Origin of the sequence: Aquimarina sp. MMG015, assembly GCF_018100855.1 — a bacterium.
Taxonomy (GTDB): Bacteria; Bacteroidota; Bacteroidia; order Flavobacteriales; family Flavobacteriaceae; genus Aquimarina; species Aquimarina latercula.
Window position 1 is genome coordinate 438,628 of sequence record NZ_JAGJEB010000001.1, and the last position, 25,193, is coordinate 463,820.

The 25,193-nt window shown below is 32.1% G+C and carries 27 protein-coding genes and 1 tRNA gene; 15 read left to right on the top strand and 13 right to left on the bottom strand.

Going from position 1 to position 25,193, the window contains the following annotated elements; translation table 11 throughout:
• Window positions 1–20 precede the first annotated feature (20 nt).
• Together J8L88_RS01850 and J8L88_RS01855 are read right to left on the bottom strand one after the other, a co-directional pair.
• A tRNA-Ala gene (locus J8L88_RS01850) sits at window positions 21–94 on the bottom strand.
• A gap of 10 nt (window positions 95–104) precedes the next feature.
• Window positions 105–911: a universal stress protein gene (locus J8L88_RS01855; protein WP_211059795.1), complete on the bottom strand. Its 807-nt coding sequence runs from the start codon at window positions 909–911 to the stop codon at window positions 105–107.
• A gap of 188 nt (window positions 912–1,099) precedes the next feature.
• On the opposite strand from J8L88_RS01855, the gene J8L88_RS01860 reads away from it, so the two are divergent.
• The 3 genes from J8L88_RS01860 to J8L88_RS01870 all read left to right on the top strand — a co-directional run bounded on the left by J8L88_RS01860 (window position 1,100) and on the right by J8L88_RS01870 (window position 3,910).
• A complete protein-coding gene (locus J8L88_RS01860) occupies window positions 1,100–1,600 on the top strand; it encodes a GNAT family N-acetyltransferase (protein WP_118388129.1) in 501 nt (166 codons plus the stop codon).
• A complete protein-coding gene (locus J8L88_RS01865; protein WP_211059796.1) occupies window positions 1,597–2,928 on the top strand; it encodes an MATE family efflux transporter in 1,332 nt (443 codons plus the stop codon). Before J8L88_RS01860 ends, J8L88_RS01865 begins: the two co-directional genes overlap by 4 nt.
• A 214-nt stretch (window positions 2,929–3,142) precedes the next feature.
• Window positions 3,143–3,910 carry an enoyl-CoA hydratase/isomerase family protein gene (locus tag J8L88_RS01870; protein ID WP_027394657.1) on the top strand — a complete coding sequence of 256 codons (768 nt, stop codon included), beginning with the start codon at window positions 3,143–3,145 and terminating at the stop codon, window positions 3,908–3,910.
• 145 nt (window positions 3,911–4,055) lie between these two features.
• Here J8L88_RS01870 and J8L88_RS01875 read toward each other — a convergent pair whose 3' ends face one another.
• Window positions 4,056–4,901: an NmrA family NAD(P)-binding protein gene (locus J8L88_RS01875; protein WP_211059797.1), complete on the bottom strand. Its 846-nt coding sequence runs from the start codon at window positions 4,899–4,901 to the stop codon at window positions 4,056–4,058.
• 124 nt (window positions 4,902–5,025) lie between these two features.
• On the opposite strand from J8L88_RS01875, the gene J8L88_RS01880 reads away from it, so the two are divergent.
• From J8L88_RS01880 to J8L88_RS01890, 3 genes are all read left to right on the top strand, one after another.
• The gene (locus J8L88_RS01880) at window positions 5,026–5,376 is read left to right on the top strand and encodes a helix-turn-helix domain-containing protein (RefSeq protein WP_247666395.1); all 351 of its coding nucleotides are present in this window, start codon (window positions 5,026–5,028) and stop codon (window positions 5,374–5,376) included.
• A 70-nt stretch (window positions 5,377–5,446) separates the two neighbouring features.
• The gene (locus J8L88_RS01885; protein ID WP_027394659.1) at window positions 5,447–5,902 is read left to right on the top strand and encodes a 6-carboxytetrahydropterin synthase; all 456 of its coding nucleotides are present in this window, start codon (window positions 5,447–5,449) and stop codon (window positions 5,900–5,902) included.
• 37 nt (window positions 5,903–5,939) lie between these two features.
• Window positions 5,940–6,713: a UDP-2,3-diacylglucosamine diphosphatase gene (locus tag J8L88_RS01890; RefSeq protein WP_247666396.1), complete on the top strand. Its 774-nt coding sequence runs from the start codon at window positions 5,940–5,942 to the stop codon at window positions 6,711–6,713.
• Between the two features lie 59 nt (window positions 6,714–6,772).
• Here the strand turns inward: J8L88_RS01890 and J8L88_RS01895 are convergent, their stop codons facing one another.
• The 4 genes from J8L88_RS01895 to J8L88_RS01910 form a co-directional block, all read right to left on the bottom strand.
• The gene (locus tag J8L88_RS01895; RefSeq protein ID WP_027394661.1) at window positions 6,773–8,314 is read right to left on the bottom strand and encodes an Ig-like domain-containing protein; all 1,542 of its coding nucleotides are present in this window, start codon (window positions 8,312–8,314) and stop codon (window positions 6,773–6,775) included.
• Window positions 8,315–8,523: 209 nt separating this feature from the next.
• Window positions 8,524–9,501: an ABC transporter ATP-binding protein gene (locus tag J8L88_RS01900; protein ID WP_118388119.1), complete on the bottom strand. Its 978-nt coding sequence runs from the start codon at window positions 9,499–9,501 to the stop codon at window positions 8,524–8,526.
• A 78-nt stretch (window positions 9,502–9,579) separates the two neighbouring features.
• A complete protein-coding gene (locus tag J8L88_RS01905) occupies window positions 9,580–11,748 on the bottom strand; it encodes a prolyl oligopeptidase family protein (RefSeq protein WP_211059798.1) in 2,169 nt (722 codons plus the stop codon).
• 296 nt (window positions 11,749–12,044) lie between these two features.
• Window positions 12,045–12,419 carry a DoxX family membrane protein gene (locus J8L88_RS01910; RefSeq protein WP_118388115.1) on the bottom strand — a complete coding sequence of 125 codons (375 nt, stop codon included), beginning with the start codon at window positions 12,417–12,419 and terminating at the stop codon, window positions 12,045–12,047.
• A 144-nt stretch (window positions 12,420–12,563) separates the two neighbouring features.
• Between J8L88_RS01910 and J8L88_RS01915 the strand changes: the two genes are divergently transcribed.
• A complete protein-coding gene (locus J8L88_RS01915; RefSeq protein WP_118388113.1) occupies window positions 12,564–15,110 on the top strand; it encodes a M14 metallopeptidase family protein in 2,547 nt (848 codons plus the stop codon).
• An 83-nt stretch (window positions 15,111–15,193) separates the two neighbouring features.
• Here J8L88_RS01915 and J8L88_RS01920 read toward each other — a convergent pair whose 3' ends face one another.
• The 4 genes from J8L88_RS01920 to J8L88_RS01935 form a co-directional block, all read right to left on the bottom strand.
• A complete protein-coding gene (locus tag J8L88_RS01920; RefSeq protein WP_027394666.1) occupies window positions 15,194–16,186 on the bottom strand; it encodes an aspartate-semialdehyde dehydrogenase in 993 nt (330 codons plus the stop codon).
• A gap of 239 nt (window positions 16,187–16,425) precedes the next feature.
• A complete protein-coding gene (gene mscL, locus J8L88_RS01925; RefSeq protein ID WP_027394667.1) occupies window positions 16,426–16,833 on the bottom strand; it encodes a large conductance mechanosensitive channel protein MscL in 408 nt (135 codons plus the stop codon).
• A gap of 102 nt (window positions 16,834–16,935) precedes the next feature.
• A complete protein-coding gene (alr, locus tag J8L88_RS01930) occupies window positions 16,936–18,048 on the bottom strand; it encodes an alanine racemase (RefSeq protein WP_027394668.1) in 1,113 nt (370 codons plus the stop codon).
• Window positions 18,041–18,688: a thymidine kinase gene (locus J8L88_RS01935; RefSeq protein WP_027394669.1), complete on the bottom strand. Its 648-nt coding sequence runs from the start codon at window positions 18,686–18,688 to the stop codon at window positions 18,041–18,043. The genes alr and J8L88_RS01935 overlap by 8 nt, the downstream gene beginning before the upstream one ends.
• 173 nt (window positions 18,689–18,861) lie before the next feature.
• On the opposite strand from J8L88_RS01935, the gene J8L88_RS01940 reads away from it, so the two are divergent.
• Genes J8L88_RS01940 through J8L88_RS01955 form a run of 4 tightly spaced genes read left to right on the top strand, consistent with a single transcriptional unit; the run spans window position 18,862 to window position 21,095 of the window.
• The gene (locus J8L88_RS01940; RefSeq protein ID WP_118388111.1) at window positions 18,862–19,665 is read left to right on the top strand and encodes a hypothetical protein; all 804 of its coding nucleotides are present in this window, start codon (window positions 18,862–18,864) and stop codon (window positions 19,663–19,665) included.
• A gap of 56 nt (window positions 19,666–19,721) precedes the next feature.
• On the top strand, window positions 19,722–20,069 hold the full coding sequence (locus J8L88_RS01945) for a DoxX family protein (RefSeq protein ID WP_211059799.1): 348 nt from the start codon (window positions 19,722–19,724) through the stop codon (window positions 20,067–20,069).
• 3 nt (window positions 20,070–20,072) lie between these two features.
• A complete protein-coding gene (rsmI, locus tag J8L88_RS01950; protein ID WP_027394672.1) occupies window positions 20,073–20,744 on the top strand; it encodes a 16S rRNA (cytidine(1402)-2'-O)-methyltransferase in 672 nt (223 codons plus the stop codon).
• A gap of 3 nt (window positions 20,745–20,747) precedes the next feature.
• Window positions 20,748–21,095 carry a HopJ type III effector protein gene (locus J8L88_RS01955; RefSeq protein ID WP_211059800.1) on the top strand — a complete coding sequence of 116 codons (348 nt, stop codon included), beginning with the start codon at window positions 20,748–20,750 and terminating at the stop codon, window positions 21,093–21,095.
• A gap of 6 nt (window positions 21,096–21,101) precedes the next feature.
• Here the strand turns inward: J8L88_RS01955 and J8L88_RS01960 are convergent, their stop codons facing one another.
• Window positions 21,102–21,419, bottom strand: coding sequence for a hypothetical protein (locus J8L88_RS01960; protein ID WP_211059801.1), 318 nt, complete (start codon window positions 21,417–21,419; stop codon window positions 21,102–21,104).
• Window positions 21,420–21,531: 112 nt separating this feature from the next.
• On the opposite strand from J8L88_RS01960, the gene J8L88_RS01965 reads away from it, so the two are divergent.
• Window positions 21,532–22,197, top strand: coding sequence for a M50 family metallopeptidase (locus J8L88_RS01965; protein WP_371813601.1), 666 nt, complete (start codon window positions 21,532–21,534; stop codon window positions 22,195–22,197).
• A 77-nt stretch (window positions 22,198–22,274) separates the two neighbouring features.
• Here J8L88_RS01965 and J8L88_RS01970 read toward each other — a convergent pair whose 3' ends face one another.
• A complete protein-coding gene (locus J8L88_RS01970; RefSeq protein ID WP_027394676.1) occupies window positions 22,275–22,607 on the bottom strand; it encodes a hypothetical protein in 333 nt (110 codons plus the stop codon).
• 354 nt (window positions 22,608–22,961) lie between these two features.
• Here J8L88_RS01970 and J8L88_RS01975 point away from each other — a divergent pair, with 354 nt between their 5' ends.
• From J8L88_RS01975 to J8L88_RS01985, 3 genes are read left to right on the top strand one after another with little or no spacing between them, the layout of a single operon-like run.
• Entirely contained in the window at window positions 22,962–23,759 is a 798-nt protein-coding gene (locus J8L88_RS01975) for a hypothetical protein (RefSeq protein ID WP_211059802.1), read from the top strand.
• 19 nt (window positions 23,760–23,778) lie between these two features.
• Entirely contained in the window at window positions 23,779–24,429 is a 651-nt protein-coding gene (locus tag J8L88_RS01980; RefSeq protein ID WP_211059803.1) for a hypothetical protein, read from the top strand.
• Complete coding sequence (locus J8L88_RS01985) at window positions 24,405–25,184, top strand: sensor histidine kinase (protein ID WP_051336253.1); 780 nt, start codon at window positions 24,405–24,407, stop codon at window positions 25,182–25,184. The genes J8L88_RS01980 and J8L88_RS01985 overlap by 25 nt, the downstream gene beginning before the upstream one ends.
• The last annotated feature ends 9 nt before the right edge of the window (window positions 25,185–25,193 follow it).

Below are 25,193 nucleotides of genomic sequence, written 5' to 3' on the forward strand. Positions count from 1 at the left end.
CATAACTGTTTGTTTATCTGTGGAGAAGATGGGACTCGAACCCACGACCTCTTGACTGCCAGTCAAACGCTCTAGCCAGCTGAGCTACATCCCCTGATTATAAGTTAATCACGCAATGCACCCTTAAGGACTAATAAAGGAATCCTACTTTCAAAATCTTTTTTCAATATGGTATTCTCCTCCCATAGTTTAGCAAAAAAACCTCTACTACGCCTAAATACACATAACAAATCTGGATTGTTCTCATTAAGATGTTCTAAAACTCCCTGAAACAAGGTTGCGTTTTCTGAAGATTTATAGGATGTTATAATTTCTGCTAAATCTTTCTGAAATTCTGCGTCTTCGGGCAAAAATTCTTTTGTTTTAACCTGAAGTAATTTTATTTCTGAATCAAAAGCACTTAGAATTTCTTTTATAGGGTTCAATGTTTTTTGCTTTTTAATGACTCCTGATTTTATAGCCATTAATGTCCTATTGATTGGCTGAAAAACATAATTCTCGGGAACAATTAATACAGGTATCTCTGTTTTCTTTAGTAAACTTCCAGAGGTCTCTCCAAGGAAATAAGAATTTTTGATATCATGGCTTTCCGAACCTAGAACAATTAAATCTATAGAGTGTTTTAGATTAAATTCTGGAATAGCTTCTAAGAGATCACCTTCTAGCGGAAGGGCAATGACTGATATACCTTTTTTTTCTACTTGAGCAAATTTTTCTTCAATTGTTGTAACCGAAATATTTTTTAGTGTTTCATTTACCGAAGGGAGACTACCAGATCTAGGTAGTTCTTTAAAAACCTGTACGGCGTAAATGGTTCCTCCTAGTTCTTTTGCAAAATCAATTGCATATTGAAGTCGTGCTATACTTACAGAGTTTTCTGATAGTCCTAAAGGAACAAGAATATTTTTCATTTCTAAGCTTAATTTGTGTGTCAGGATGCAAAATTACAATTTTTGAGCAGTAAATCTCTCTTTTGATAGGTTGAAGATATACGGGTTATTATTTCTTTTCTTAAAGTTTATATAAAATGATGTTTTGTTATACTATAAGTCGTTTTCTTAGAAGGAATAGTTTGTATTTTTGGCATTTGTAAAAAAGTATGATTCGTAAAGCTACACTTTCTGATTTAGATGCTATTCATAAATTAACTCAATCTTGCGCTAGGGCTATGATAGCAAAAGAAATTTATCAATGGAATGAACACTACCCTACTCGATCACGTTTCGAAAAAGACATTGAATTACAAGAGTTATATCTTTTAGAAGAAGAAAATCTGATTAAAGGAATTATTGTAATTACTGAATTGATGGATGATGAATATATACCGATCGAATGGATTACCGAGAATAAAAATAATATCTATATACATAGATTAGCTGTACATCCTGATTATTGGGGTAAAGGATATGCTCAGGAACTAATGAGTTGGGCAGAAGCTTACGCAAAAAATAATAACTATGTATCAGTTCGTCTAGATACATTTAGTGAGAATAAAAGAAATCAAAAATTTTATGAAACTAGAGGATATAGGAAATTAGGAAATATTTTCTTCCCTAAACAAAGTGAACACCCCTTTTATTGTTATGAACTTGTATTGTGAGCAGTGTTATAAGTTTTAAAAATATAAACCGATTGGCAATTCCTGCGATCATTGCTGGAATTGCAGAGCCTGTATTATCAGCTACAGATACTGCAATTGTTGGTAATATTCCAATAAATGGAACAGAATCCCTTGCTGCTGTAGGAATCGTTGGTTCATTTCTTTCTATGTTGATATGGGTTTTAGCACAAACTCGAGCAGCAATTTCTGCTATTATTTCACAATATTTGGGAGCAGGAAAATTGGATGAGGTAAAGACACTACCTGCACAAGCAATTCTTTTTAATATTGGATTGAGTATTACCATTCTTTTAGCCACCGTTCCTTTTATTAAAGAAATTTTTATTCTTCTAAAAGCAGAAGGATTGGTATTGGATTATTGTATTTCTTATTATAGTATTAGAGTGTGGGGCTTTCCATTATCCCTTTTTGTATTTGCAATTTTTGGAATTTTTAGAGGATTACAAAACACATATTGGCCGATGATTATTGCCATTATTGGAGTTGTAGCAAATATTATATTGGATTTTGTTTTAGTTTATGGAATACAAGGTTTTTTAGAACCAATGTATCTCGAAGGAGCAGCATGGGCAAGCCTATTCTCTCAGATTTTAATGGCTGTTTTGTCATTAGTATTATTACTTAAAAAAACGGAGGTGTCATTGCGATTAGAAAAACTTTGGCACTCAGAGATGAAACGTTTTTTGGTAATGAGTGGAAATCTATTCATTCGTTCTCTTGCATTAAATACTACATTACTTTTGGCAGTAAGAGAAGCGACAAGCTTAGGAACAAACTATATCGCGGCTCATAGTATTGCGATACAATTATGGTTGTTCTTTGCATTTTTTATTGATGGATATGGAGGTGCTGGTAATATTTTAGGAGGGAGATTATTAGGGGCAAAAGACTATACCAACCTTGTTTCGATGGCTAAGAAAGTGAATATTTATGGAGTTATTGTAGCTTGTATCTTAGGAGGAATTTCGTTACTAATTCCCGAACGATTAGGTTTGATCTTTACTAAGGATCCGGAGGTACTAAATGTATTTACAGGTTTCTTTTATTTAGTTGTAATCGCTTTGCCAATTAATGCGTTAGCATTTGTAGGTGATGGAATATTCAAAGGGTTGGGAGAAACTGGTTTTTTACGAAATGTATTAGTAGGATCTACTTTTTTCGGTTTTATACCAATGTTATTTATTGCTAGATATTTTGATTGGAAACTTTATGGAATATGGATTGCAATTTCAGTTTGGATGTTATTTAGAGGGGTAGCTTTGGTTATTAAGTTTAGGAATAAGTATTATCCATTAGCAAATGTTTAAAATGCAAATTTCATAATTACCATCACGATAATGACGTATAAACAGATTAGAAAAGCTACTAATCTAAATTTTTCTAAATACTTTTTTTCCATAAACCAAATATAATTTATCAATTAAAAAACGTAAACCCGTGAAAATACGGGTTTTATATTGTGGTTAAGAATGTAGAATGAGAGTCTAAAATATTATTTATTTTTATCAAAAATCTAGCTTAATGACTACTACAAGAACTAACGGAAGTTTATATACACATTCGGATAATCATATTGCAACCATAGAGTTTGGACATCCGTCTAGTAATTCTTTTCCATCAGAATTATTAGAAAGATTAACAAAAGCTATTGATATTTTATCTGATGATGCATCAATTTATGTGATTGTTTTAAAATCGGAAGGAGAAAAAGCTTTTTGCGCGGGGGCTTCTTTTGATGAACTTGTATCAATTACAAATTTAGAGGATGGAAAAAAGTTCTTTTCCGGATTTGCCAATGTAATTAATGCTATGAGAAGATGTAAAAAACCAATCATTGGCAGAATACAAGGAAAAACTGTTGGAGGAGGAGTTGGATTAGCTTCTGCTTGCGATTATTGTATGGCTACAGAAGCAGCTTCTATTAAGTTAAGTGAATTAACGATTGGGATAGGACCGTTTGTAATAGAACCAGCTGTATCAAGAAAAATAGGATTAGCGGCTTTCGAAGCACTAGCTTGGGATGCTTCTCAATGGAAAAATGCCTATTGGGCAAAAGATCAAGGGCTATTTACTAGAGTTTTTGAAACGATAACAGAATTGGATAAAGAGGTACAATTGTTTGCCGAAAAATTAGCTAGTTATAATCCACGAGCTACTGAAAAAATGAAAGAAGTAAATTGGAAAGGAACAAGTCATTGGGATGAGTTATTAATTGAAAGAGCTGCTGTTTCTGGAGAGTTGGTGCTTTCTGATTTTACAAAAGAAGCATTAAAAAAATTCAAAAAATAAAACAAATGGATATTTTAAATTTTTTAGGAGGAAATGGACTATTCTTAATTCTGGGAATCATATTAGTAGTAGTTTACTTTTATAATAAAAGAAAGAGAAGATAAATATCAGGATGTAAGCATCCCGATATTTATACATTTGATTTTTATAAGAAATCTCTTTTTAAAACTGCTTCTAAACTTTCGGGTTCTTGTCCTGTTAGATCTTTTATAGCTGTTGTTACTTCGCTTACTTTCCCTTGTTTAATCATTCCGTAAACAGGAATCATATAATCCGCAATGAAATCTGGAGCACCAGATTCTTTTAACACCTCTTTATAGGTGTTTTCATCTGGATTTGGATATGTGATTTCTCTTTCTAATAGGTCACTTAGCATAGAGGCAACATCAAAATGAGAATAGGCTTTTGCTCCTGTAAGTATATGAGTTTCTTTAACTCTATTCTGATCTGTAAGTAATTCAGCGATGGCACTTCCAACATCTCTAGAAGAAACAAAGGATGATTTACCTTCTCCTGCAGGAGAAAAAATAATATTACGATCTTGAATATTTTCTCGCTCATAGTTACCGAAATTTTGCATGAAAAATCCAGGACGAACGATATTCCAATCTAAAGAAGAACCCCTTAGCTTTTCTTCCATTTTTTTATGAAAAGGTAATTCTTCAAGATTTTCCATTCCATTCCCCGATAAATATATGAGTCGTCCGTTATAGTTATCCTGTAAATAATCAACAAAAGGTTCTAGTAATTCATAGAGCCTAGGGTTTAATGGAGGGCCTAATAAGAAAATTCCATCTGACTGCAAAACTTCCTGATATGATGCTTTATCCTCATAATCAAAGTACGCTCCAGTAACCGAATTTTCAAAAATGTCTTTGACTTTTTGGGTATTTCGAGTACCTGCAATTATATGTTCTTTTTTAGTAAGTAGGTTGTTTACTACTTCTTTTCCTATAGTACCTGTAGCACCAGTAATAAAATAAGTTGACATAATGATGATCTTTTTTGTAACAAGGTAAATACATTAGTATCTTAGTGCAAGTAGGTACATAAAAGTGCAGTAGTTTCTTTTTATATACTAATATTGATTATCAGTATTTTAAAAATTGAATTTTATGAGTTTTTTATCAAAAAAAGAATGTGAGGGTCCGATAAAATGCCCAGTAATGACAACACTTAGTGTTATTGGAGGTAAATGGAAGCCTGGTATTTTATGGGAATTGCAAAACAATGAAATACTGCGTTTTGGTCAATTAAAAAAAAGATTGGGAACTATTACTCAGAAAATGCTGACACAGCAATTACGAGAGTTAGAAACTGATGGTATTATAATAAGAAAGATTTATCCCGAAGTCCCTCCACGTGTGGAGTATTGTTTATCTGATTATGGTAAAAGTTTGGCTCCTGTACTCAATGAAATGGCAAATTGGGGTACAGGACATTTACAAGCAATCACTAGTAAATAGCTCTTATTTACGTTTTAAAATAAAATAGAAAATAATCTTCACTAACTTTGCAAAAAAGTTTGATCAAAAAATGAGTAAGATTAGAATTACCAAGAAGTTTACTTTTGAAGCAGGGCATGCACTGTATGGATATGATGGTAAATGTAAAAATCTACATGGACATAGCTACAAGTTAAGTGTAACTGTAATAGGAGAACCGATTACAGATACATCTCATGTAAAGTTAGGAATGGTTATGGATTTTGGAGATCTAAAGAGAATAGTAAAGAAGGATATAGAAGATGTATTTGATCATGCTACTATTTTTAACAAAAATACCCCGCACTTAGAATTAGCCCAGGAGTTAGAAAAAAGAGGACATCATGTTATTTTGGTGGATTATCAGCCATCTACTGAAAATATGATCATCGATTTCGCTGCTAAAATAAAAGCTAAACTTCCTGAAACGATAAAATTACACTCCTTAAAGCTCCAAGAAACAGAAACTTCTTATGCAGAGTGGTATGCATCAGATAATGATGAATAACGAATATTTTTTCACTTCATAGTATCTATAGAAATTAATGAAAAAGATAAGTTTATCCGAAGGTAAAAAAATATACTTTGCATCTGACAATCATTTAGGAGCGCCAACTCAAGAAAAAAGTTTTCCTAGAGAACAAAAATTTGTAAAATGGTTAGATGAGGTTAAAGAAGATGCAGGGGCTATATTTTTATTAGGAGATCTTTTTGATTTTTGGTTCGAATATAAAACAGTAATTCCGAAAGGTTTTACAAGAACTTTAGGGAAACTTGCAGAAATTACTGATGCCGGAATCCCGGTTTATTATTTTGTCGGAAACCATGACCTCTGGATGAATGGATATTTCGAAGCAGAATTGAATATTCCGGTATTTCATAAGCCACAAGAATTTACTTTTAATGAAACTACATTTCTTATTGGTCATGGTGATGGATTAGGTCCTGGTGATAAAGGATATAAACGAATGAAAAAAGTATTTACAAACCCTGTTGCAAAATGGTTTTTTCGTTGGTTACATCCGGATTTAGGAGTAAAATTAGCACAATATCTTTCTGTAAAAAACAAATTGATTTCTGGAGACGAGGATGTCACTTTTCTTGGAGAAGAGAATGAGTGGTTAGTACAATACTGTAAACGAAAATTAGAGATAAAACATACAGATCATTTTGTTTTTGGTCATAGACACCTTCCAATGGAAATAAACCTAAATGATAAATCTAAATATACAAACTTAGGAGATTGGATCATACATTATACATATGCAATCTTTGATGGTGCTGAAATGAAGATGATGAAGTATACAGAAAATGAATAAAAAAAACGGATAATCATTTTTTGATCATCCGTTTAAGATATTTATAAAAGTAACTAAGATTATTGTTTCGCTATTTTCTTAGTTATTACAGTATTATCCAATTGTACTTTGATAATGTAAAGTCCACTAGAATGCATACTTCTTCCCATGTCATCTAGTGAGATTGATTTAGTTCCAGATTCCATAGCTCCAGTATTTTTCTTAGCGATACTGTTTCCTTTTAGATCTATAATTTCTATAGAAGAATAAGAAACTTTTTGAGGTAGTGAGATTGTAATGCTAGCATTATCTAAAGTCAACGGAACTGGATATACACTTATAGAATAAGATGCTTTACTCCCTTTTACTATTTCGTTTATTCTATTTGGATTTAGACCGCTAATTACAAATTTTTCCCAGGCTCCGATGGCATTTCTATTGCAATTAATGGCCTTGTTTCCATTTTCATGACTTACGTATTTACCATTATTTCCTTTGATCGCATAAAGATCACCTCCCAAAGACTCTAAAGTAAATTTTTCCCAAGACCCAACTGCATTTCTGTTACAGTTCATAGGCTTTCCTCCATTTTCTGAACTTACATACTTTCCATTACTTCCTTTAAAACTCACTGTTCCGTTTCCGGCAGATTCCATAATAAATTGTTCATCTGTACCAGCATTGTTTCTGTTGGCTTGCATGGTTCGCGTACCTCCTTCGGAGCTTACATATTTATTAATACTTTGCCCAAGTATAGTTACAAAATCATCCGTTCCGTTATCATTTCCAACGGTAAAAGAGATCGTTTTAGTGGTTTTAGCTCCTTTACTATCTGTTGCTTCAGCTCTTAACGTATAATTTCCTTCGCCAAGATTCTTTAAGGCGTTATCTTGATTATTGTTATTCCAAGTATAAGGGCTAACATTTTCTTGTCTGATAAAAGAATCATTAAGATATAATCGTACGTTACTAACACCGTCACTGTCAGTTGCAGTCACAATAGCCTCTATAGTTGCAGGAGCCGAAAAAGATGCATTGTTTGATGGAGTTGTGAATGAAGTGTTAGGACCAGTGTTGTCTCCGTTTCCGTCTCCATCACCTCCAAATCGAGGTCTAGAACTTAACCAGTCCATATCAAATTTAGGCCCTTTACATTGACACCCTTTGCTACCTTGGTCTACACGACCAGGACATACTTTTTCATCTTTAATTCTCTTACCTTGTATAGTAATGGCGTCATCATGCCCGGGTTCGTTGCCACATTGTATTGTATTATATCTGGGATCTCCATTTGCTAAATCTCTATAACTAGGGTGTTTTTTAAGCTCATCACAGATATCTTTAATATTTCTGCCTTGTCCATTAATATCAATTTTGAAATTGCCAACACCGTGATCAAAAGAGGATTTACAAAAACAAAAGCCATTTGCTTGATAACTATCTTTCCACGAATTTGCATTAGGAACAATTCTCACACCTTGGTCAAAAGTATCTTGACCAGTACAACCCGTATCTTCGACATTGGCTTTAGAACTATTGGTTGGGCTTGGTTGTTGGGCTATTGAAATATTGACGACAAATAAAAGTGCTAAAAACTTTAAAATAAATAGTTTACGTTTCATGGTATATTGGTTTTAAGGGTTAATATTTTAAAAGATAACAATAATTATCGGTGATATATATAAAAAACACCAACTTTAAAGATATCTTAATAGAGGGAATCAAAATGTAATTAAATAGAATCCGTAGAGGATTAATTAGTCTACGTAGGATCTGGTTCGATCAAGTATTCAGGATACTATTTTTAAGCTCTGAATTTGATAGTCTTAGACTAAATATTTTTTGTTCTAGAAGTAAGTGTTTTTTCAGAGACATGTATCGCTACTTCTTTAGAATTTTCTATTGCGTATGGGTGTTCAATAAAAATAATTTTATTATTAAAAATAGCTTCAATTAGATAATGATTTCCATTAAAATAGGACTTTTTTACCCTGACTTTTATATCAGAGTTCTCGACAATTTGTAATTCGTGAGGATATAATAGGATTGTTTGATCGTTATTAAAATCTGGTAAAAAAGTATTGATCGGTAATTGATTTACTTCGCCAAAAAGTGATGCAATGTAATAGTTTTCTGGATTATTATAAATATTTTTTGTATTCCCTTTACTGATAACCTCTCCATTGTGGATTACAATTGTTTCTTCGGCAAAAGAAAGTATATCAGTTTTATCGTGAGTAGCAGTGATACTAGTGATCTTATTTCTTTTTAGATACGTAAAAAGATTTCTTCTTAGGGAACTACGTCTGAAGTTATCAATATTACCAAAAGGTTCATCTAATAGTAATAATTCAGGTCTTTTAGCTAATGCTTTTGCCAATGCCACACGTTGTTTTTGGCCACCGCTTAAGTTTTCAACCTTGGTATCCGAAAATGGTAACATTTCTACTATTTCTAAAAGCTCATTAACACGACCAATTTTTAATTCAGGTTCAAAATTGGATAGATATTGTCCTATATTTTCAGAAACTGTTCTATATGCTTGTAGTTCGAAGCCTTGAGATAAGAATTTCATATTTTCTTGTCCTGGAACCAAGTTATAAGCAGGGCCTAATATTTCTTGATCATCCCAGAATAACGTTCCTTGGTTTGTGTCTAAGAGTCCGTAAATTATTTTTAACAAGGTGCTTTTTCCGCAACCACTTGCTCCAATAAGTGCAACGTGTTTTCCTTTTTCAATGGTAAAATTGATATTTTTTAAAACCGGAATGGTATTATAGGCAAAGGAAACATTTTTTACTGTAAGCATATTTCAAATATAAATAACTTCAATAAAAAAATCCGTCTCTTTTTAGAAAACGGATCTTTTAATTTTAATTATAAAAAATTATCCTTTTACATTGTCGTTTACTTGCTCGGGTAAAACTTCATATCCCATATTGTATAATGTAAAGCTAAAAATATCAGCATATTGCTCTATTGTTTTAGCAACCGGCGTACCAGCTCCGTGACCTGCATTTGTTTCGATTCGTATCAAGGTTGGATTAGTACCTTGTTGTTTTGATTGTAATTCTGCGGCAAATTTAAATGAGTGTGCAGGTACTACACGATCATCGTGATCTCCCGTAGTTACTAATGTTGCAGGATATGATACTCCTTCTTTTACATTGTGCACTGGAGAATATCCTTTTAGATATTCAAACATCTGTTGGTCATCTTCCGCAGTTCCGTAATCATAAGCCCATCCTGCACCGGCAGTAAAGGTATGGTAACGTAGCATATCCATTACACCAACAGCTGGAAGAGCTACTTTCATTAAATCAGGTCGCTGCGTCATGGTTGCTCCCACTAATAATCCTCCGTTAGATCCTCCTCTTATGGCAAGATATTCGCTGGATGTATATTTATTTTCTATTAGATATTCTGCAGCTGCAATAAAATCATCAAATACATTTTGCTTTTGCATTTTTGTTCCTGCATCATGCCATTTTTTTCCATATTCTCCACCACCTCTTAGGTTAGGAACTGCATAAACTCCACCTTGTTCCATCCATACTGCATTCGTAATACTAAAAGACGGAGTTAGACTAACATTAAATCCTCCATATGCATATAGGATAGTTGGATTTTTACCTGTTAGTTCAATTCCTTTTTTATGTGTAATGATCATTGGAATTTTAGTGCCATCTTTGGAGTTATAGAAAACCTGTTTGCTTTCGTAATCTTCAGGATTAAAATCTATTTTGGGTTTACGGTATAATTCTGAAGTCCCATTTGCAATATCATATTTATAAATGCTTCCTGGGGTCTTATAATTAGTAAAAGAATAGTATAATTCTTTATCCTCTTTTTTCGATCCAAAACCACCAATACTTCCCACTCCTGGTAATTCTACGTCGCGCACTAATTTTCCTTCATAATCGTATTGTAATACTTTGGATACCGCATCTACCATATATTCTGCAAAAAAGTAACCTCCACCTGTATTTGGGCTTAGTACATTTTCTGTTTCGGGAATAAAATCTTTCCAGTTCTCTGGTGTCGGATTAGATGCATCAACCGTTACAATTTTTTGATTAGGAGCTTGTAGGTTTGTAACTAGATATAATTTAGAGCCCACATTTTCAATTACATAGGTATCACTTTCAGTATTATCTAAAATAGTAACTAGTTTATCATTATTACTAGTTAAGTTTTTTATAAATAATTTATTTCCAGAAGTAGAGGTGCTAGCAGAGATAATTAAATACTTATCGTCTTCTGTTACACGTCCACTTATATATCGATGTTTTTCTTCTGGTGTACCTCCAAAAATTAGTTGATCTTCTTTTTGAGCTGTACCAAGTTTATGATAATATACTTTATGCTGATCTGTTTTTGCAGAAAGCTCACTTCCTTTAGGTTTATCATAGCTGGAATAATAGAAACCTTCATTTCCTCGCCAAGACATTCCAGAAAATTTGATATCTACAAGAGTATCTTCTATAATCTCTTTAGTCTCTGCATTTTTAACAATGACTTTTCTCCAGTCACTACCACCTTCAGAAATAGAGTAAGCTAAAAGTTTTCCATTTTTAGAAAAACTAACACCACCAAGTGAAGTTGTACCATCGTCACTAAAAGTATTAGGATCCAAAAATATTTCAGGTTCATCTCCTTCGTTTTTGAATCTATATATTACATATTGATTTTGTAAACCATCATTTTTATAGAAGTAGGTATAATCACCTTCTTTAAATGGTGAGCCAACTTTTTCATAATTCCATAATCCCGATAAACGATTTTTTAATTGATCTCTAAATGGAATACTATCTAGATATCCAAAAGTTACTTTGTTTTGTTCAGCTACCCAACTTTCAGTTTCTTTACTACGATCATCCTCTAACCATCGGTAAGGATCTTTGACTTCAGTGTCAAAATAAGTATCTACAGTATCTACTTTTTTAGTTTCTGGATAATTCAAAGGAATAATTGTTTTAGCAGTTTCTATTTTTGTTTCATTTTTACATCCTATTATAGATGCTAACAAAAATAGTATTAAAAGAGTTTTTTTCATGATGAGTTAAATTTTATAGATAAATAATTAAGTATTAATTATTCGTTTTTATTTTGGCAATACTTATAAAAACCAAATAAAGTAGTTTACAAAATTATCAAAACTTATAACTGTAAAGTGCTAAATAAAGCATAAAAAAAGACTGCTCTAGCAATGATCAGATAGCTATTACACATTTAGAGCGTTGCTTTGGGGTTTAGCAACTCAGTTGATCATTTTCGTAGAGCAGTCGGAATTTTCTGTCCTCTAAGAAACGAAAAATTTTACTTTTATACCAGTAATGTTTTAGAAGTAGTTTATCGAAACAGACTTTTAAAAGTATTCCAATTTTTGTAAATCAAGAACGCATTTGCGAGAAAAACAAATGCTCCAGGACCTATGTTAGCTGGATCAAGGGTAGCGTGAAATAGGATGATATTGACAGAAATAGGAGCCATCAATACCAGTGCAAATGGTACTGCTTTATTACTTACTAATAGCAATCCGACAATTATTTCAATAAGACCAACTGTTTTTAGAATATAACTATTTGCAAGAGCTCCAAATAGAATTCCTGCATCTGGATTTGTAAATTCAAAATCAGGTAAAAATCCTATAAATTTATTACTTCCAAAAACGATTAATAAGATACCTAATAGGATTCTTAAGGCTAAAATTATTTTAGTATTCATTGTTTGTTTTTTTATGATTAAGTGATTTATTAGAGGGCTAAATGTTAAAAACCTTACAAATGTTATTAAAAACTGAAGCTAAAAAAATATCTTACGGCTTCTGAAAACTAACTGATTGACCTAACTTTTTTAATCTTATTTCTAATGAAGATCACACAACTTTTCATACTCTCTTCCTTAATCTCTTTGTTCTCTATATCATCTATTGTAGGACAAGATTATTTTTTTAAGGATAAGGCTCCTTTTAATTCTGAAATACCGACACCAGAAGAATTTCTTGGATATCCTATTGGAGAACAACACACACGTCATGATCAAATTGTAGCATACTTAACTAAGCTGGCTGAAATATCAGATAGAGCCATTATAGAGAACTACGGAAAATCTCATGAAAACAGAAAATTAGTAATACTTACTATTTCTAAACCAGAAAACATTGGCAGTTTACCAAGTATAAAAAAACAACATCTTGCATTTACTGATGCTTTGGCTAACCCAACGAATTATAATGGCATACCTATTTTTGTTCAACTAGGTTATAATGTTCATGGAAATGAGCCTTCTGGTGCTGAGGCGGCTATGCTAACCGCATATACGCTTGTTGCTTCTAATAGTTCCGAAGTAAAAACATATCTTGATAATGCAATTGTATTTATTGACCCTACGATTAATCCAGATGGTCGAGATAGACATACGCAATGGGCAAATCAATTTAAGGGAAGTCCGTTGGTTAGTGACAAATATGATGCAGAACATAATGAAGGATGGCCTCGTGGGAGAACTAATCATTATTGGTTTGATCTTAATAGAGACTGGTTATTAGCTATTAATCCTGAGAGTAGAGGAAAATTAAAATGGTATCACGAATGGTATCCTAATGTGGTTACTGATTTTCATGAAATGGGAACGAATAGCACATACTTTTTTGAGCCAATGAAACCTATTGGTTCTTTAGATCCTATTATGCCAAAAGAGAATTATGAAGATTTAAACAATTTGTTTGCTCCTTATTTTTCGAAAGCATTGGATAATATTGGATCTTTTTATTTTACAAAAGAGGCATTTGACGGGACATATCCAGGTTACGGGTCGTCATACCCGGATCTTCAAGGAGCACTAGCATTATTGTTTGAGCAAGCTAGTTCTCGAGGACATTTACAAGATACTGATTACGGAACAATCTCGTTTCCTTTTACAATTCGTAATCAATATGTTTCTAGTATAGCCACAGTAAAAGCTGCAGTAGAAAATAAAGCTAGGTTACGAAAGTATCAGCAGGACTTTTTTAAATCATCGGAATCTGGGGTTGCTAAAAATAATTTTGCTGGTTATGAATTTGGAGATGCATATGATAATAATAGAAATAAAGCATTTATAGATAAATTATTACTACATAAAATAAAGGTTTATAAAAAAGGAAATAAATATGTAGTTCCTGTAAAACAAGCACAAAAAAGAATGGTTCAAACGGTATTTGAAACATACAACAAATATCGAGATAGTGTTTTTTATGATGCTTCTGCTTGGAGTGTAGCCAATTTTTATAACATGAAATATAAAGGGTTAAAATCTATTGATTTAGGGCAAGAAATAACATCTACAAAAGAGATAACCATCGTTTCTAAAGTATCTAAGTCCGATTATGCATATATTATGAATTGGGATGATTATAATGCACCGGCGGCATTGTATTACATGCAATCAAAAGGATTGTTAGTTGCTTCTGCATTTAAACCGTTTAGTATTATTACTTCAGAAGGAAATAAAAGCTTTAATTACGGAAGTATTTTAGTTCCGGTAAGTAAGCAGAAAAAAGATATTGATGAGGTGTTTGCTATTGTAAAAACAGCCCAAGAAAAATTTAACGTACCTATTTTTAGTACTAATACAGGATTTAGTTCATCGGGAATTGACTTAGGAAGTGGTAATTTTAGAAAATTAGAAACACCTAAAGCATTGTTGTTAATTGGAGAAGGTATTAATTCTTATGAGGCAGGAGAAGTATGGCATTTGCTAGATACCAGAATTCATATGCCAATAACTAAATTAAGAATGAATAGGTTTAATGGTATTCCATTAAAAGAATATAATACGCTAGTCATGGTGTCCGGAAGATATTATCAATTGGATTCTCTACAACAAAAAAGAATAAAGGAATGGGTTTCTCACGGAAATACGCTGATAACTATTGCAAATGCTTCTAAATGGGCTATTGATAAAAAAATCGTTAAAGAACAATTAACCAAAAAAGAAAAAGATACTTCTAAGAATAAAATTGTAAAACGATTACCATATGTAGATGCTGGAGAAAATATTGGGAGAGAGCAAGTAGGAGGTGCTATTTTTGAGGTGGATCTTGATACTACCCATCCATTAGGTTTTGGATATCGAGACAATTCATTACCTGTATATAAAAATAATGAAGTATTTATTTCGCCAAGTAAGAATCCGTATGCTACGGTGGCAAAATATACTAAAAATGCCCATATTGACGGGTATATATCGATTGATAATTATGAACATTATCTAAAACCTTCTGCTTCACTTGTTGTAAGTCCTATAGGAAGTGGCCGAGTTATTTTATTTGCAGATAACCCTAATTTTAGAGGTTCTTGGTATGGAACGAATCGTTTATTTATGAACGCTTTGTTTTTAGGAAAACATATGTATGTACCAAGAGTAAGAGAATAGATGTATTTCTAATCTAATAAAAATGAGAAAGCCCTTGTTATTTCTTTGATATAACAAGGGCTTTTTATAATAGTGGTTGGTTATTAGCCGATTAAATTATTTTCTACTAAATATTCTCCAATTTGTACTGCATTTGTAGCGGCTCCTTTTCTAAGGTTATCTGCTACAATCCACATGTTTAATGCATTTTCTCTAGAATGATCTCTTCTGATCCTACCTACAAAAACATCATTTTTCCCTTCCGCATAAATGGGCATTGGGTATGTATTAGTATCTGGGTTATCTTGTACTGTAACTCCAGAAGTGTTATTTAAGATTTGACGAACTTCATTTTCCTGAAACTCGTTTTCAAATTCTAGATTTACACTTTCACTATGTCCACCAACAACAGGAATACGAATAGCAGTGGCGGTAACTGCAATAGTTCGATCATCAAGAATTTTTTGAGTCTCATTAACCAATTTCATCTCTTCTTTTGTATAACCATTTTCCTGGAACACATCACAATGTGGAATTGCATTACGATGGATTGGATAAGGATAAGCCATTTCACCTTTTTCTCCAGCGTATTCATTTTCTAATTGTTGAACAGCTTTTACTCCTGTTCCGGTAATGGATTGGTAGGTAGAAATAATAGCACGTTTTATCTTGTATGATGAGTGTAACGGTCCTAGTGCCATTACTAGTTGTATAGTAGAACAATTAGGGTTGGCTATAATTTTATCTTCTTTAGTTAAATCTTTAGCATTAATTTCTGGTACAACCAACTTTTTGGTTGGATCCATTCTCCAGGCAGAAGAGTTATCGATTACCGTGATCCCAGCATCTGCAAATTTAGGAGCCCATTCTAGAGAAGTACTTCCACCGGCAGAAAACAAAGCTACATCAGGTTTCATTTCTATAGCTGTAGTTAAACCAACAACAGAAAACTCTTGACTTTTATACGATATTTTTTTTCCAATAGACCTTTCTGAGGCAACAGGAATTAATTCTGTTACTGGAAAATTACGTTCTTCTAATACTTTTAACATTACAGTACCTACCAATCCAGTGGCACCAACAACAGCTACTTTCATCTGCTTAATTTATTAATGACTTTTATAGACACAAAAATCGGTCTTTTTTTTAGATTCCAGCAAATGTGCTGATTATTTATAACAGTTTTATATTTTTTAATAAAATAATATTAATTTAAACAATTTGTTATATATAAAACAAATTGTAAAAAAGAACCACTCAATTTCTTGAGTGGTTTAGTTAGAATATGTAGTATAGCGGTAGCTATAGATAATTCATTTAATAATAAGATTAGGTGTTACTTTTTAAGTAGATCTCTTATTTCTGCTAATAACTCTTCTTGACTTGGTCCAGCTGGTTCAGCAGGAGCTTCTTCTACAGGCTTCTTAGTTTTATTATATGCTTTAACAATCATAAACATTACGAATCCAACAATGATTAAATTAATAATGGTATTAATCCAAGCTCCATAAGTTATTGCGTTTTCAGCGGTAGTTATGGCACCTGTAGCATCTACAACTGCTTCTTGAAGAATGATTTTTTTACTGCTAAAGTCCATTCCTCCTGAGAAATAACCTACAACAGGCATTACAATATTGGATACAAAACCTTTGACAACGCCACCAATTGCAGTTGCCATGATAACAGCGACAGCAAATTCAACGACATTACCTGTCATTATAAATTCCTTAAATTCTTTAAGCATGATTATTTTATTTTAGTTAGTATTATTGATAACAAAATACGTAAAAAATAAATCAATATTTAAAAAAGTGTTAAAAAAAATAGACTGTAAATTCGATCAAATTCAATTATTACCGATAATAACACGTTTTACTCTTGGAGAAATAGCTGTAAGGAGTTCATAAGAAATTGTTCCTGCACTTTCAGCAATTATAGATGCAGAAGAAATGTTGTCGAATATAATTACTTCATCTCCTTCTTTACAATCAATGTCTGTGATATCAATCATTATCATATCCATACAGACATTTCCAAGGATAAAAGCTTTTTTTCCGTTTACAATAAAGAAACCTTTCCTATTTCCATATTGTCTTCCGATTCCATCCGCGTGACCGATTGGTATAGTTGCCGTTTTGGTATAGCCATTAGAAACAAAAGCTCTGTTGTATCCTAAAGTTTCACCAGGCTCTAGTGTATGAATCTGTGAGATAATCGACTTAAGGGATGCTATAGGTTTTAAATGAGTATCATAATCTGCATCATTCCCATAACCGTATAATCCTATTCCGGCACGAACCATATCAAAATGCGCTTCGGGATAATTCAATATTCCTGAGGTATTACATTGATGAAGTATAGGTTTATAACCTAACTTATTAATAATGTCTGAGCTTATTTTCTGAAATGAGTTGACTTGACTCACTGTAAACTTTTTCTCATTATGATCCTCACTTGCTGCAAGGTGAGAGAATAGCGATTTTACTTTAATAGCGTTGGTTTGATGTAAACAACTCATTATATAATCTACATCATTCTCCCAAAAACCTAATCGATTTAAACCCGTATTAAACTTAACATGTACAGGATAATCTTTTTGATTTTCCGCTTCTGCAACCTTTATGAATTCTTGTATAATTCTTGGACTATATACACTAGGTTCTAAATTATATTCAATTAGTGCTGAAAAATTTATGGGTTGTGGGTGTAGTACTAATATAGGTGTTTTTACTCCTGCTTTTCGTAAAATAATTCCTTCTGAAACATAAGCAACAGCAAAATAATCAGCACCTATTTTTTCCAGATGTTTTGCTATTGTTACAGCATCACTTCCATATCCTGCAGCTTTTACTACAGCTAACAATTTAACTTTTGAATCAAGCTTACTTTTTAAGTATGTGTAATTATGAGTAAGATGAGTCAGATTAATTTCAAGAATTGTTTCTTTTACTTTACTCATCAGATTTTTTAGAATTTTCAGATAATTCTTTGGGATCGGTAACTTCTATTTGTTTTACTTTTTCTTTTAAAGAAGCTTTATAGTAAGCTGCACGACTTAAAGGTTCGTATTCATCAGTTTCGCCAAGTAGTACTAAATCATCTTTTTTAGATTTTCGATAACTAAATTGAGCAAGATTACCAGTTCTTGTACAAACTGCGTGGACTTTGGTTACGTATTCTGCTGTAGCCATAAGTGCCGGCATAGGTCCAAAAGGATTTCCTTTAAAATCCATATCCAAACCTGCAACGATAACCCGAATACCTTTATTCGCTAAGTCGTTACAGACACTTACGATTTCATCGTCAAAAAATTGTGCTTCGTCAATACCGACTACATCACAAGTATCTGCAAGAATTCTAATATTTGCTGCTGCAGGAACAGGAGTAGAACGAATTTCATTGGCATCATGAGAAACAACCATCTCGTCATCATATCTGACATCGATAGCTGGTTTAAAAATTTCAACTTTTTGTTTAGCAAATTGCGCGCGTTTTAATCTACGGATCAATTCTTCGGTCTTTCCCGAAAACATCGAACCACAGATAACTTCTATCCAGCCAAATTGCTCTTTATGATTTACTGTATTTTCGAGAAACATTTTGTATTTTTCAGCATCAATTAAAAGAAACCCTACTCTTTAATAATACCAATTGAATTTTAAGATGATAATGGAAATAATCCTTCATTTCATTTTTACTTTTTGGTATTGCTTTAAAGATGAGGTAAATTTATTAAAAAACAAAAAGCATAGCCCAAACGAATAAGAAAGTTATGAAGAAGAAATTGGAAGCAGAATTGATAAGTATTGCACATAGGATATTGCAACTTAAAGATAGATCTACCTTACCACAATTGCAGGAAGAGGCAAGGTTGTTATATGAAAAATTAAGTGTTTTAAATTTTGCAGAGTCTCATTTTGCAGATATTCAACCAACAATAGGGAGTATCAAGGAGGCTTTAGAAGTAACAGATACATCAGATACTCATACAGAGGATGTTTCAGATGAGATAAAACCTAAACCAATTGTTAGTTTAGATCAAGAAATAGAAACAAATGAAGTTGCAGAGACTATGTTTAGTCTGGAAGATAAAGTTGCGGAATCAATACCTGAAGTAATTGAGGAACAAAAACCAGAAATCGTAATCGAAAAGATTAATGAGAAAGTTACAGAAGATCTTTTTGTCCCTGCTCCTAAGTTTACAGAAGAGAATGTTTCTTTATCCGAACCTGTTTATGAAAAAAATGATATGGAAGAAATAGGATCAGTACCTCAAAGTATGCCTATTTTAGAAAAGATGAATGATGTAGAAGAAAAACCAAAATCACTAAATGATCAATTAAAAAGGGGAATCAATATTGGATTAAATGATAGATTGGCTTTTATAAAACATTTGTTTGATGGGAGTTCTACAGATTATAATCGTGTACTTTCACAATTAAATACACTTAATAGTAAAAGTGGAGCGAAGCAATTTATTAAAAATATGGTAAAGCCTGATTATAACAATTGGCAAGGAAAAGAAGAGTATGAAGAACGTTTTATGGAGATCGTAACTAATAAGTATGAATTCTAGGTAAGGATTAACATTCTTTTGTTACTAATAACCTTAATAAAAATAAAACTATTTATATGAAAATTATCTACTGGATTGCCACGGTAGCGATGTGCGGAATTATGTTGTTTTCTGCACAGATGTACTTTAGAAATACAGAAATGGTAAGAGGTTTTTTTGAAAACCTAGACTATCCAACATATCTGGTTATTCCTCTGGCGATAGCAAAAATAGGCGGGATTATTGTAATTCTTACTAATAAAATAAAATGGTTGAAGGAATGGGCGTATGCTGGATTCTTTTTTGATATGGTACTTGCTTTTACCGCACATTATATGAAAGATGATGGGCAAGGATTATTCGCAACTTTAGGATTAATATTCCTTATTATATCATATACAACAGGAAAAAAAGTAAGACCCTAAAATATGTCCAAATTATTTATCGTCCCTACTCCAATTGGTAATTTAGAAGATATGACTTTTAGAGCTATTAAAGTGCTAAAAGAAGTGGATTTAATTCTAGCCGAAGATACCCGTACTAGTGGTAAATTGTTAAAACATTTCGAAATTACTACTCATATGCAAAGTCATCATATGCATAATGAACATAAAACTATAGATAGTGTCATTAGAAAGTTGCAAAGTGGAGAAAATATAGCTTTAATTAGTGATGCTGGAACACCTGCAATTAGCGATCCTGGATTTTTATTGACCAGGGCGTGTGTAGAAAATAGTATTGATGTAGAATGTTTACCAGGAGCTACGGCATTTGTTCCAGCCTTGGTTAATAGTGGTTTGCCAAATGATAAATTTGTTTTCGAAGGATTTCTTCCAGTAAAAAAGGGTAGGCAAACACGATTGAAAATATTGGCAGAGGAAACTAGAACCATGATATTTTATGAATCTCCACATAAACTTATTAAGACTTTAGGTAATTTTGTAGAATATTTTGGAGCTGATAGAATGCTTTCTGTATCGAGAGAATTAAGTAAACTTCATGAGGAAACCGTTCGTGGAACTGCACAAGAAGTATTATCACATTATGAAAATAAACCTCCTAAAGGTGAAATAGTTATTGTCGTTGGAGGAAAAAAATAATATATGAATATATCTGATTTTATTAAGAGACTTAGAAAATATCCTACAGAAATTACATTCCAGAATACTATGGATATTATTGAAGCTCACTATAGTTTTGAGCCTACATCCTTCATTAATGGAAATGTAACTAATGAAACTGGACAAAACTCTGGTTCTTGTAAGTTATTTTTGTTTGCAAAAATTCACAATTTAGAAGTAGAGGAAACATTGAATTGTTTTGGAGAACATTATAGAAATGTTTTGCAAAACCCTGAAGGAACTGACCACCAAAATATTCGGAATTTTATGAAAACAGGTTGGAGTGGAATTTCTTTTAAAGATCAGACTCTTACTAAAAGACTTGGGTAATTTGACTTAATTGTTTTTCAAATTTTCTTTGATTTCTTTCAAGGTTTTTAAATTAACCTTCACTAAGGAATTCTTAGATTTAAATTCTAAAGAAAGATAAGGCTTATATATTGGCATTATAGGATCAGTATCATTAATGAGGGTGTTTTTTATTTGTTCATCTAACTTATAGTTGGGTTTATATATGGGCATTGTGGATTTTTCTGACGAAGATTTTTTGTTTGAAAAAAATGTTTCTTCTGTAACTTTTTCCTGGCCATATATACCAATAGTTAGGAAGCAAACTAGAATAGAAAGTAAATATTTGTTTTTTGGAGAGTTCATAAGAATGATTTTTGTGAATTTGAAGTTGCAAATTTTGCCTCTATACTATAAACTGTAAAATAATTTAAAAATTACAAGTATCTCTAAACGTTTCGATTATACTATAATTATCGTGGCTATTGTTGTAGTCATATTATGGCAGTTACCATATTTTGGATGGTTTCAATATCCCTTTAGATTATTGGGAACTTGGTTCCACGAAATGGGTCATGGCATTATGGCGGTATTACTAGGAGGTAGTTTTGAGCATTTAGAAATTTATGAGAATGGAGGTGGTGTTGCTTACTACCATTTAGGAGGAAGCTATGTTTCTCCTTTTATAGGTAATGCCTTAGTAGCGGCAGGAGGATTATTAGGACCAGCTGTAATTGGAGCTTTGTTAATAATGTCTGCAAAATCGCACAGAAATTCTATGATAGCACTTAGAGTATTAATAGGAGTTATGATACTTTCGTTGTTATTATGGATTAGATCTTTTTGGGGAGTATCTGTAATGAGTGGTTTTGCAATCTTTTTATTTGTTATTACCTTATTTAAGAGTAGAAAACTCGAAGTAGTTGTTATCTTGTTTTTAGGTTTACAATCTGCATTAAGTACATATCTTCAGCTGGATTATTTATTTACAAAACAGTTCGAAAGAGATGGAGCAATTCAGATATCAGATACGCAGGCTATTGCAGAAAATACCTTTGGTACTTATTGGATGTGGGCTATTCTTATTATACTTATGAGCGCTTATTTACTTTGGAAAAGTTTTCGATTTTACTTTAAAAAATAACAACCTAAATCCAGTGATAAAGGTTGCTATATGGTTATAGAAGTGTAAGATGATTTTTTTCAAAATCGTTAATAAAACTAACAAGAGATTTTTGCGTATTTAGGATCTAAGGTAGTACCATACACCTTATAGCATTCTGTTACGGGCTTATCGTAGCTCTTTGTAAAAATAGTTGACCATCCAAATGCCCAGTTTTCTTCCACTTTTAAGTAAATAGAAGTAGCACCTTCTGGGATAGTTTCGGATTTATTCACTCCTAATGATATATCTCCAGAGTGTTTACTAAACTCCTTGCCATTTAATGTATAAGATAACGTAAAACGGGCTACGTATCCACCTTCACACCTTATCAGAATAGAGCCTGTTTGTTTTGCATCTAAATGAGTTAATACTGCTTCTTTTAATTCCATGATTTATGTTATTAATCCTCTACTCTGTTTAAAATTAGGCTTTTCGAATCCGCCGATGTAATCAAAAAAGTAGCTACCCTTTAATGTGTTTTTTAATTACATTCAAAAGTATTGTAACTGGTTGTTTTTCAATAGCGTATAAGTATCTGTTTTTATATTTAAGTATTTACTGCAATTATGCCGTAGAATTACCTGTTTGTAAAAAATTAATGGTAGGTTCAACGAAATAAACACGTGGTAAATACGTGTTTTTTAATGGTTATTACTTGTTAATGCATTCATTATTAGCTCCAAAGGTGTTTTTTGTTTAGTTTTAAAGGAATAAACCAATTTAACGTATAAATTTTCACACAAATGGAACAGGCAATCCAACCAAAACAATTAATGACTTTAGAACAAGCAGAGAAAATTGAGAGATGGCAACAGGAAGAAGTATTGTTGTTAGCCAGACACTTTCAACGCCTAAATGAAACAAAAGGTAGGCCCTTTAGTGGATACTATACTAGAGCTAATTACTTTCAGATGGATGCTGTAGATGTTGCTATATTAAATAGCCTTAAAGATGATGGAAAAACTATTCAAAGAATTAAAACTCATATGGCATTAGAAGTAGAAGACAAAAAGAATTTCACTTTTGTGCCAATTATAGAAGTAGACCTAGAAGATACAATCAACAATTTGTTTTTTACTTTGATTCCAAAATATAAGGAACCGGTAGAGCCAATTCAGAATGGAACAATAGGAGATCTGGATACTGGAGGAGTATTGGTGCCAGGGATTTTTAAAGAGATGATTTTAACCAATTGGAACAATCTTGAAGATAATTTGATAGATGATCTTTTTGTAGCGGTTGATACAAAAACAAGACAAAGAGAGCGAGTAAATTATTACTTAATTGATAACATTGATATAATCGATCTTATTAATGATTCTTTATTGGGAGAAATTGAGGAATTTATTCTCTATCCCGGAGTTGATATGAATAAGTTTCATAAAAGAGATATGATTTCGTTTACTCCAGTCATAGGAATTACTCCTGTAGGTGAAGTCATTACTGAAATTTTATCAAGACATGCGTTGTTAGAATTTACGGATGAAGAGATTTTTATAGAATATTCTACTCCTTGTCCACCTACGTGTCCTAATGAATAATTAGTTTAACTAGTTACTAATGAATGAAGGGTTTTTTAAATTTTTAGGGAATGTATCGTCTTTTATAGTGATAATTCCTTTGTTACTGGCAACTTATAGATTTAAGAAACTAAATAAGGTGCAGATTCGTCTTTTGTATTTGTTAGTATTGGTATTGATAGTAGAATCTATTTCAAATATGCTTTGGCGGCAAAAAATAAACAATCTACCAGTTTATCATTTTTATGCAGTGATTGAGTTTCTATTAATTATTAATATCTATAGGATTGTACTGTCAAAAATTTTCCCAAAACAGTTTTTTATTATTCTGGGGATTACATTTACTGTTTTTGCCATAACAAATACGCTATTTTTTCAAAATTTAAATACATTTAATTCTAATGTAACGACACTTTTAGGTATCATAGTAATATTTCTTTCACTTAGTTATTTTTATGCTTTATTAAAGGAAGTAAAATACAATGCGCTGGAAACCAATCCTATGTTTTGGATCAATGCTGGTTTTTTAATTTATTTTTCCAGTAACTTAATCCTGTTTTTTATTAATAACAATATGTTTCAAGGGTCTACAGAAGCTAGTTATCTCGTTTGGGGACTCCATGCTATTGTAAACATTGTATTGACAATTTTTTATACCATCGCTTTATGGGTGAATCCGAAGAAGCCATAGCATTAAAGATTATTATCATTGGTATGATAGTGATTTTTTTATTATCACTATCAGTGATTGTATTTTTTATTATTTATCAGCGAAGACTATTAGAACAACAAAAAAGGCATCAAAAAGCAGAGTCAGATTATCAAAAGGAGTTACTAAAAACGGCTATCCAAAGTCAAGAAGTAGAACGCAGCAGAATCGCAAAGGAATTACATGACGATGTTGGAGCTATGTTAACAACTACTAAATTATATATTGGTCAAATAACTCATGAATTAAATCCAGAAGAATTAACAACGATAGCAGATAAAATAAGTGGTTTTTTTGATGATATGATACAGAGTGTACGCAGTATTTCTAAAGATTTAAGACCTGTAGTATTAGAAAAATTGGGATTTATGGAGGCCATAGATAGTTTAGTGCAAACCATACGAGACACTGGTAAAATCAATATTTCTTTTATAAATAACACCACATATTCTGTATCTAAGACAAAAGAGCTAAATCTTTATAGAATTATTCAGGAGTTAATTACCAATACACTTAAACACGCAGAAGCTACAGAAATAAAAATCGAAATGAAAAATGAAAAAGAGACATTAATCATTGTTTATGAGGATGATGGAAAAGGTTTAAATCAAAAACAGCTTCAATATAGAAAAGGATTAGGACTAAAAAATATAGAAAGCAGGTTGTCCATTTTATCAGGAACCATTAGCTTTTTAGAAGAAAAATCTGGAATGAAAGTATTACTCAAAATACCATAGTAAATGCAC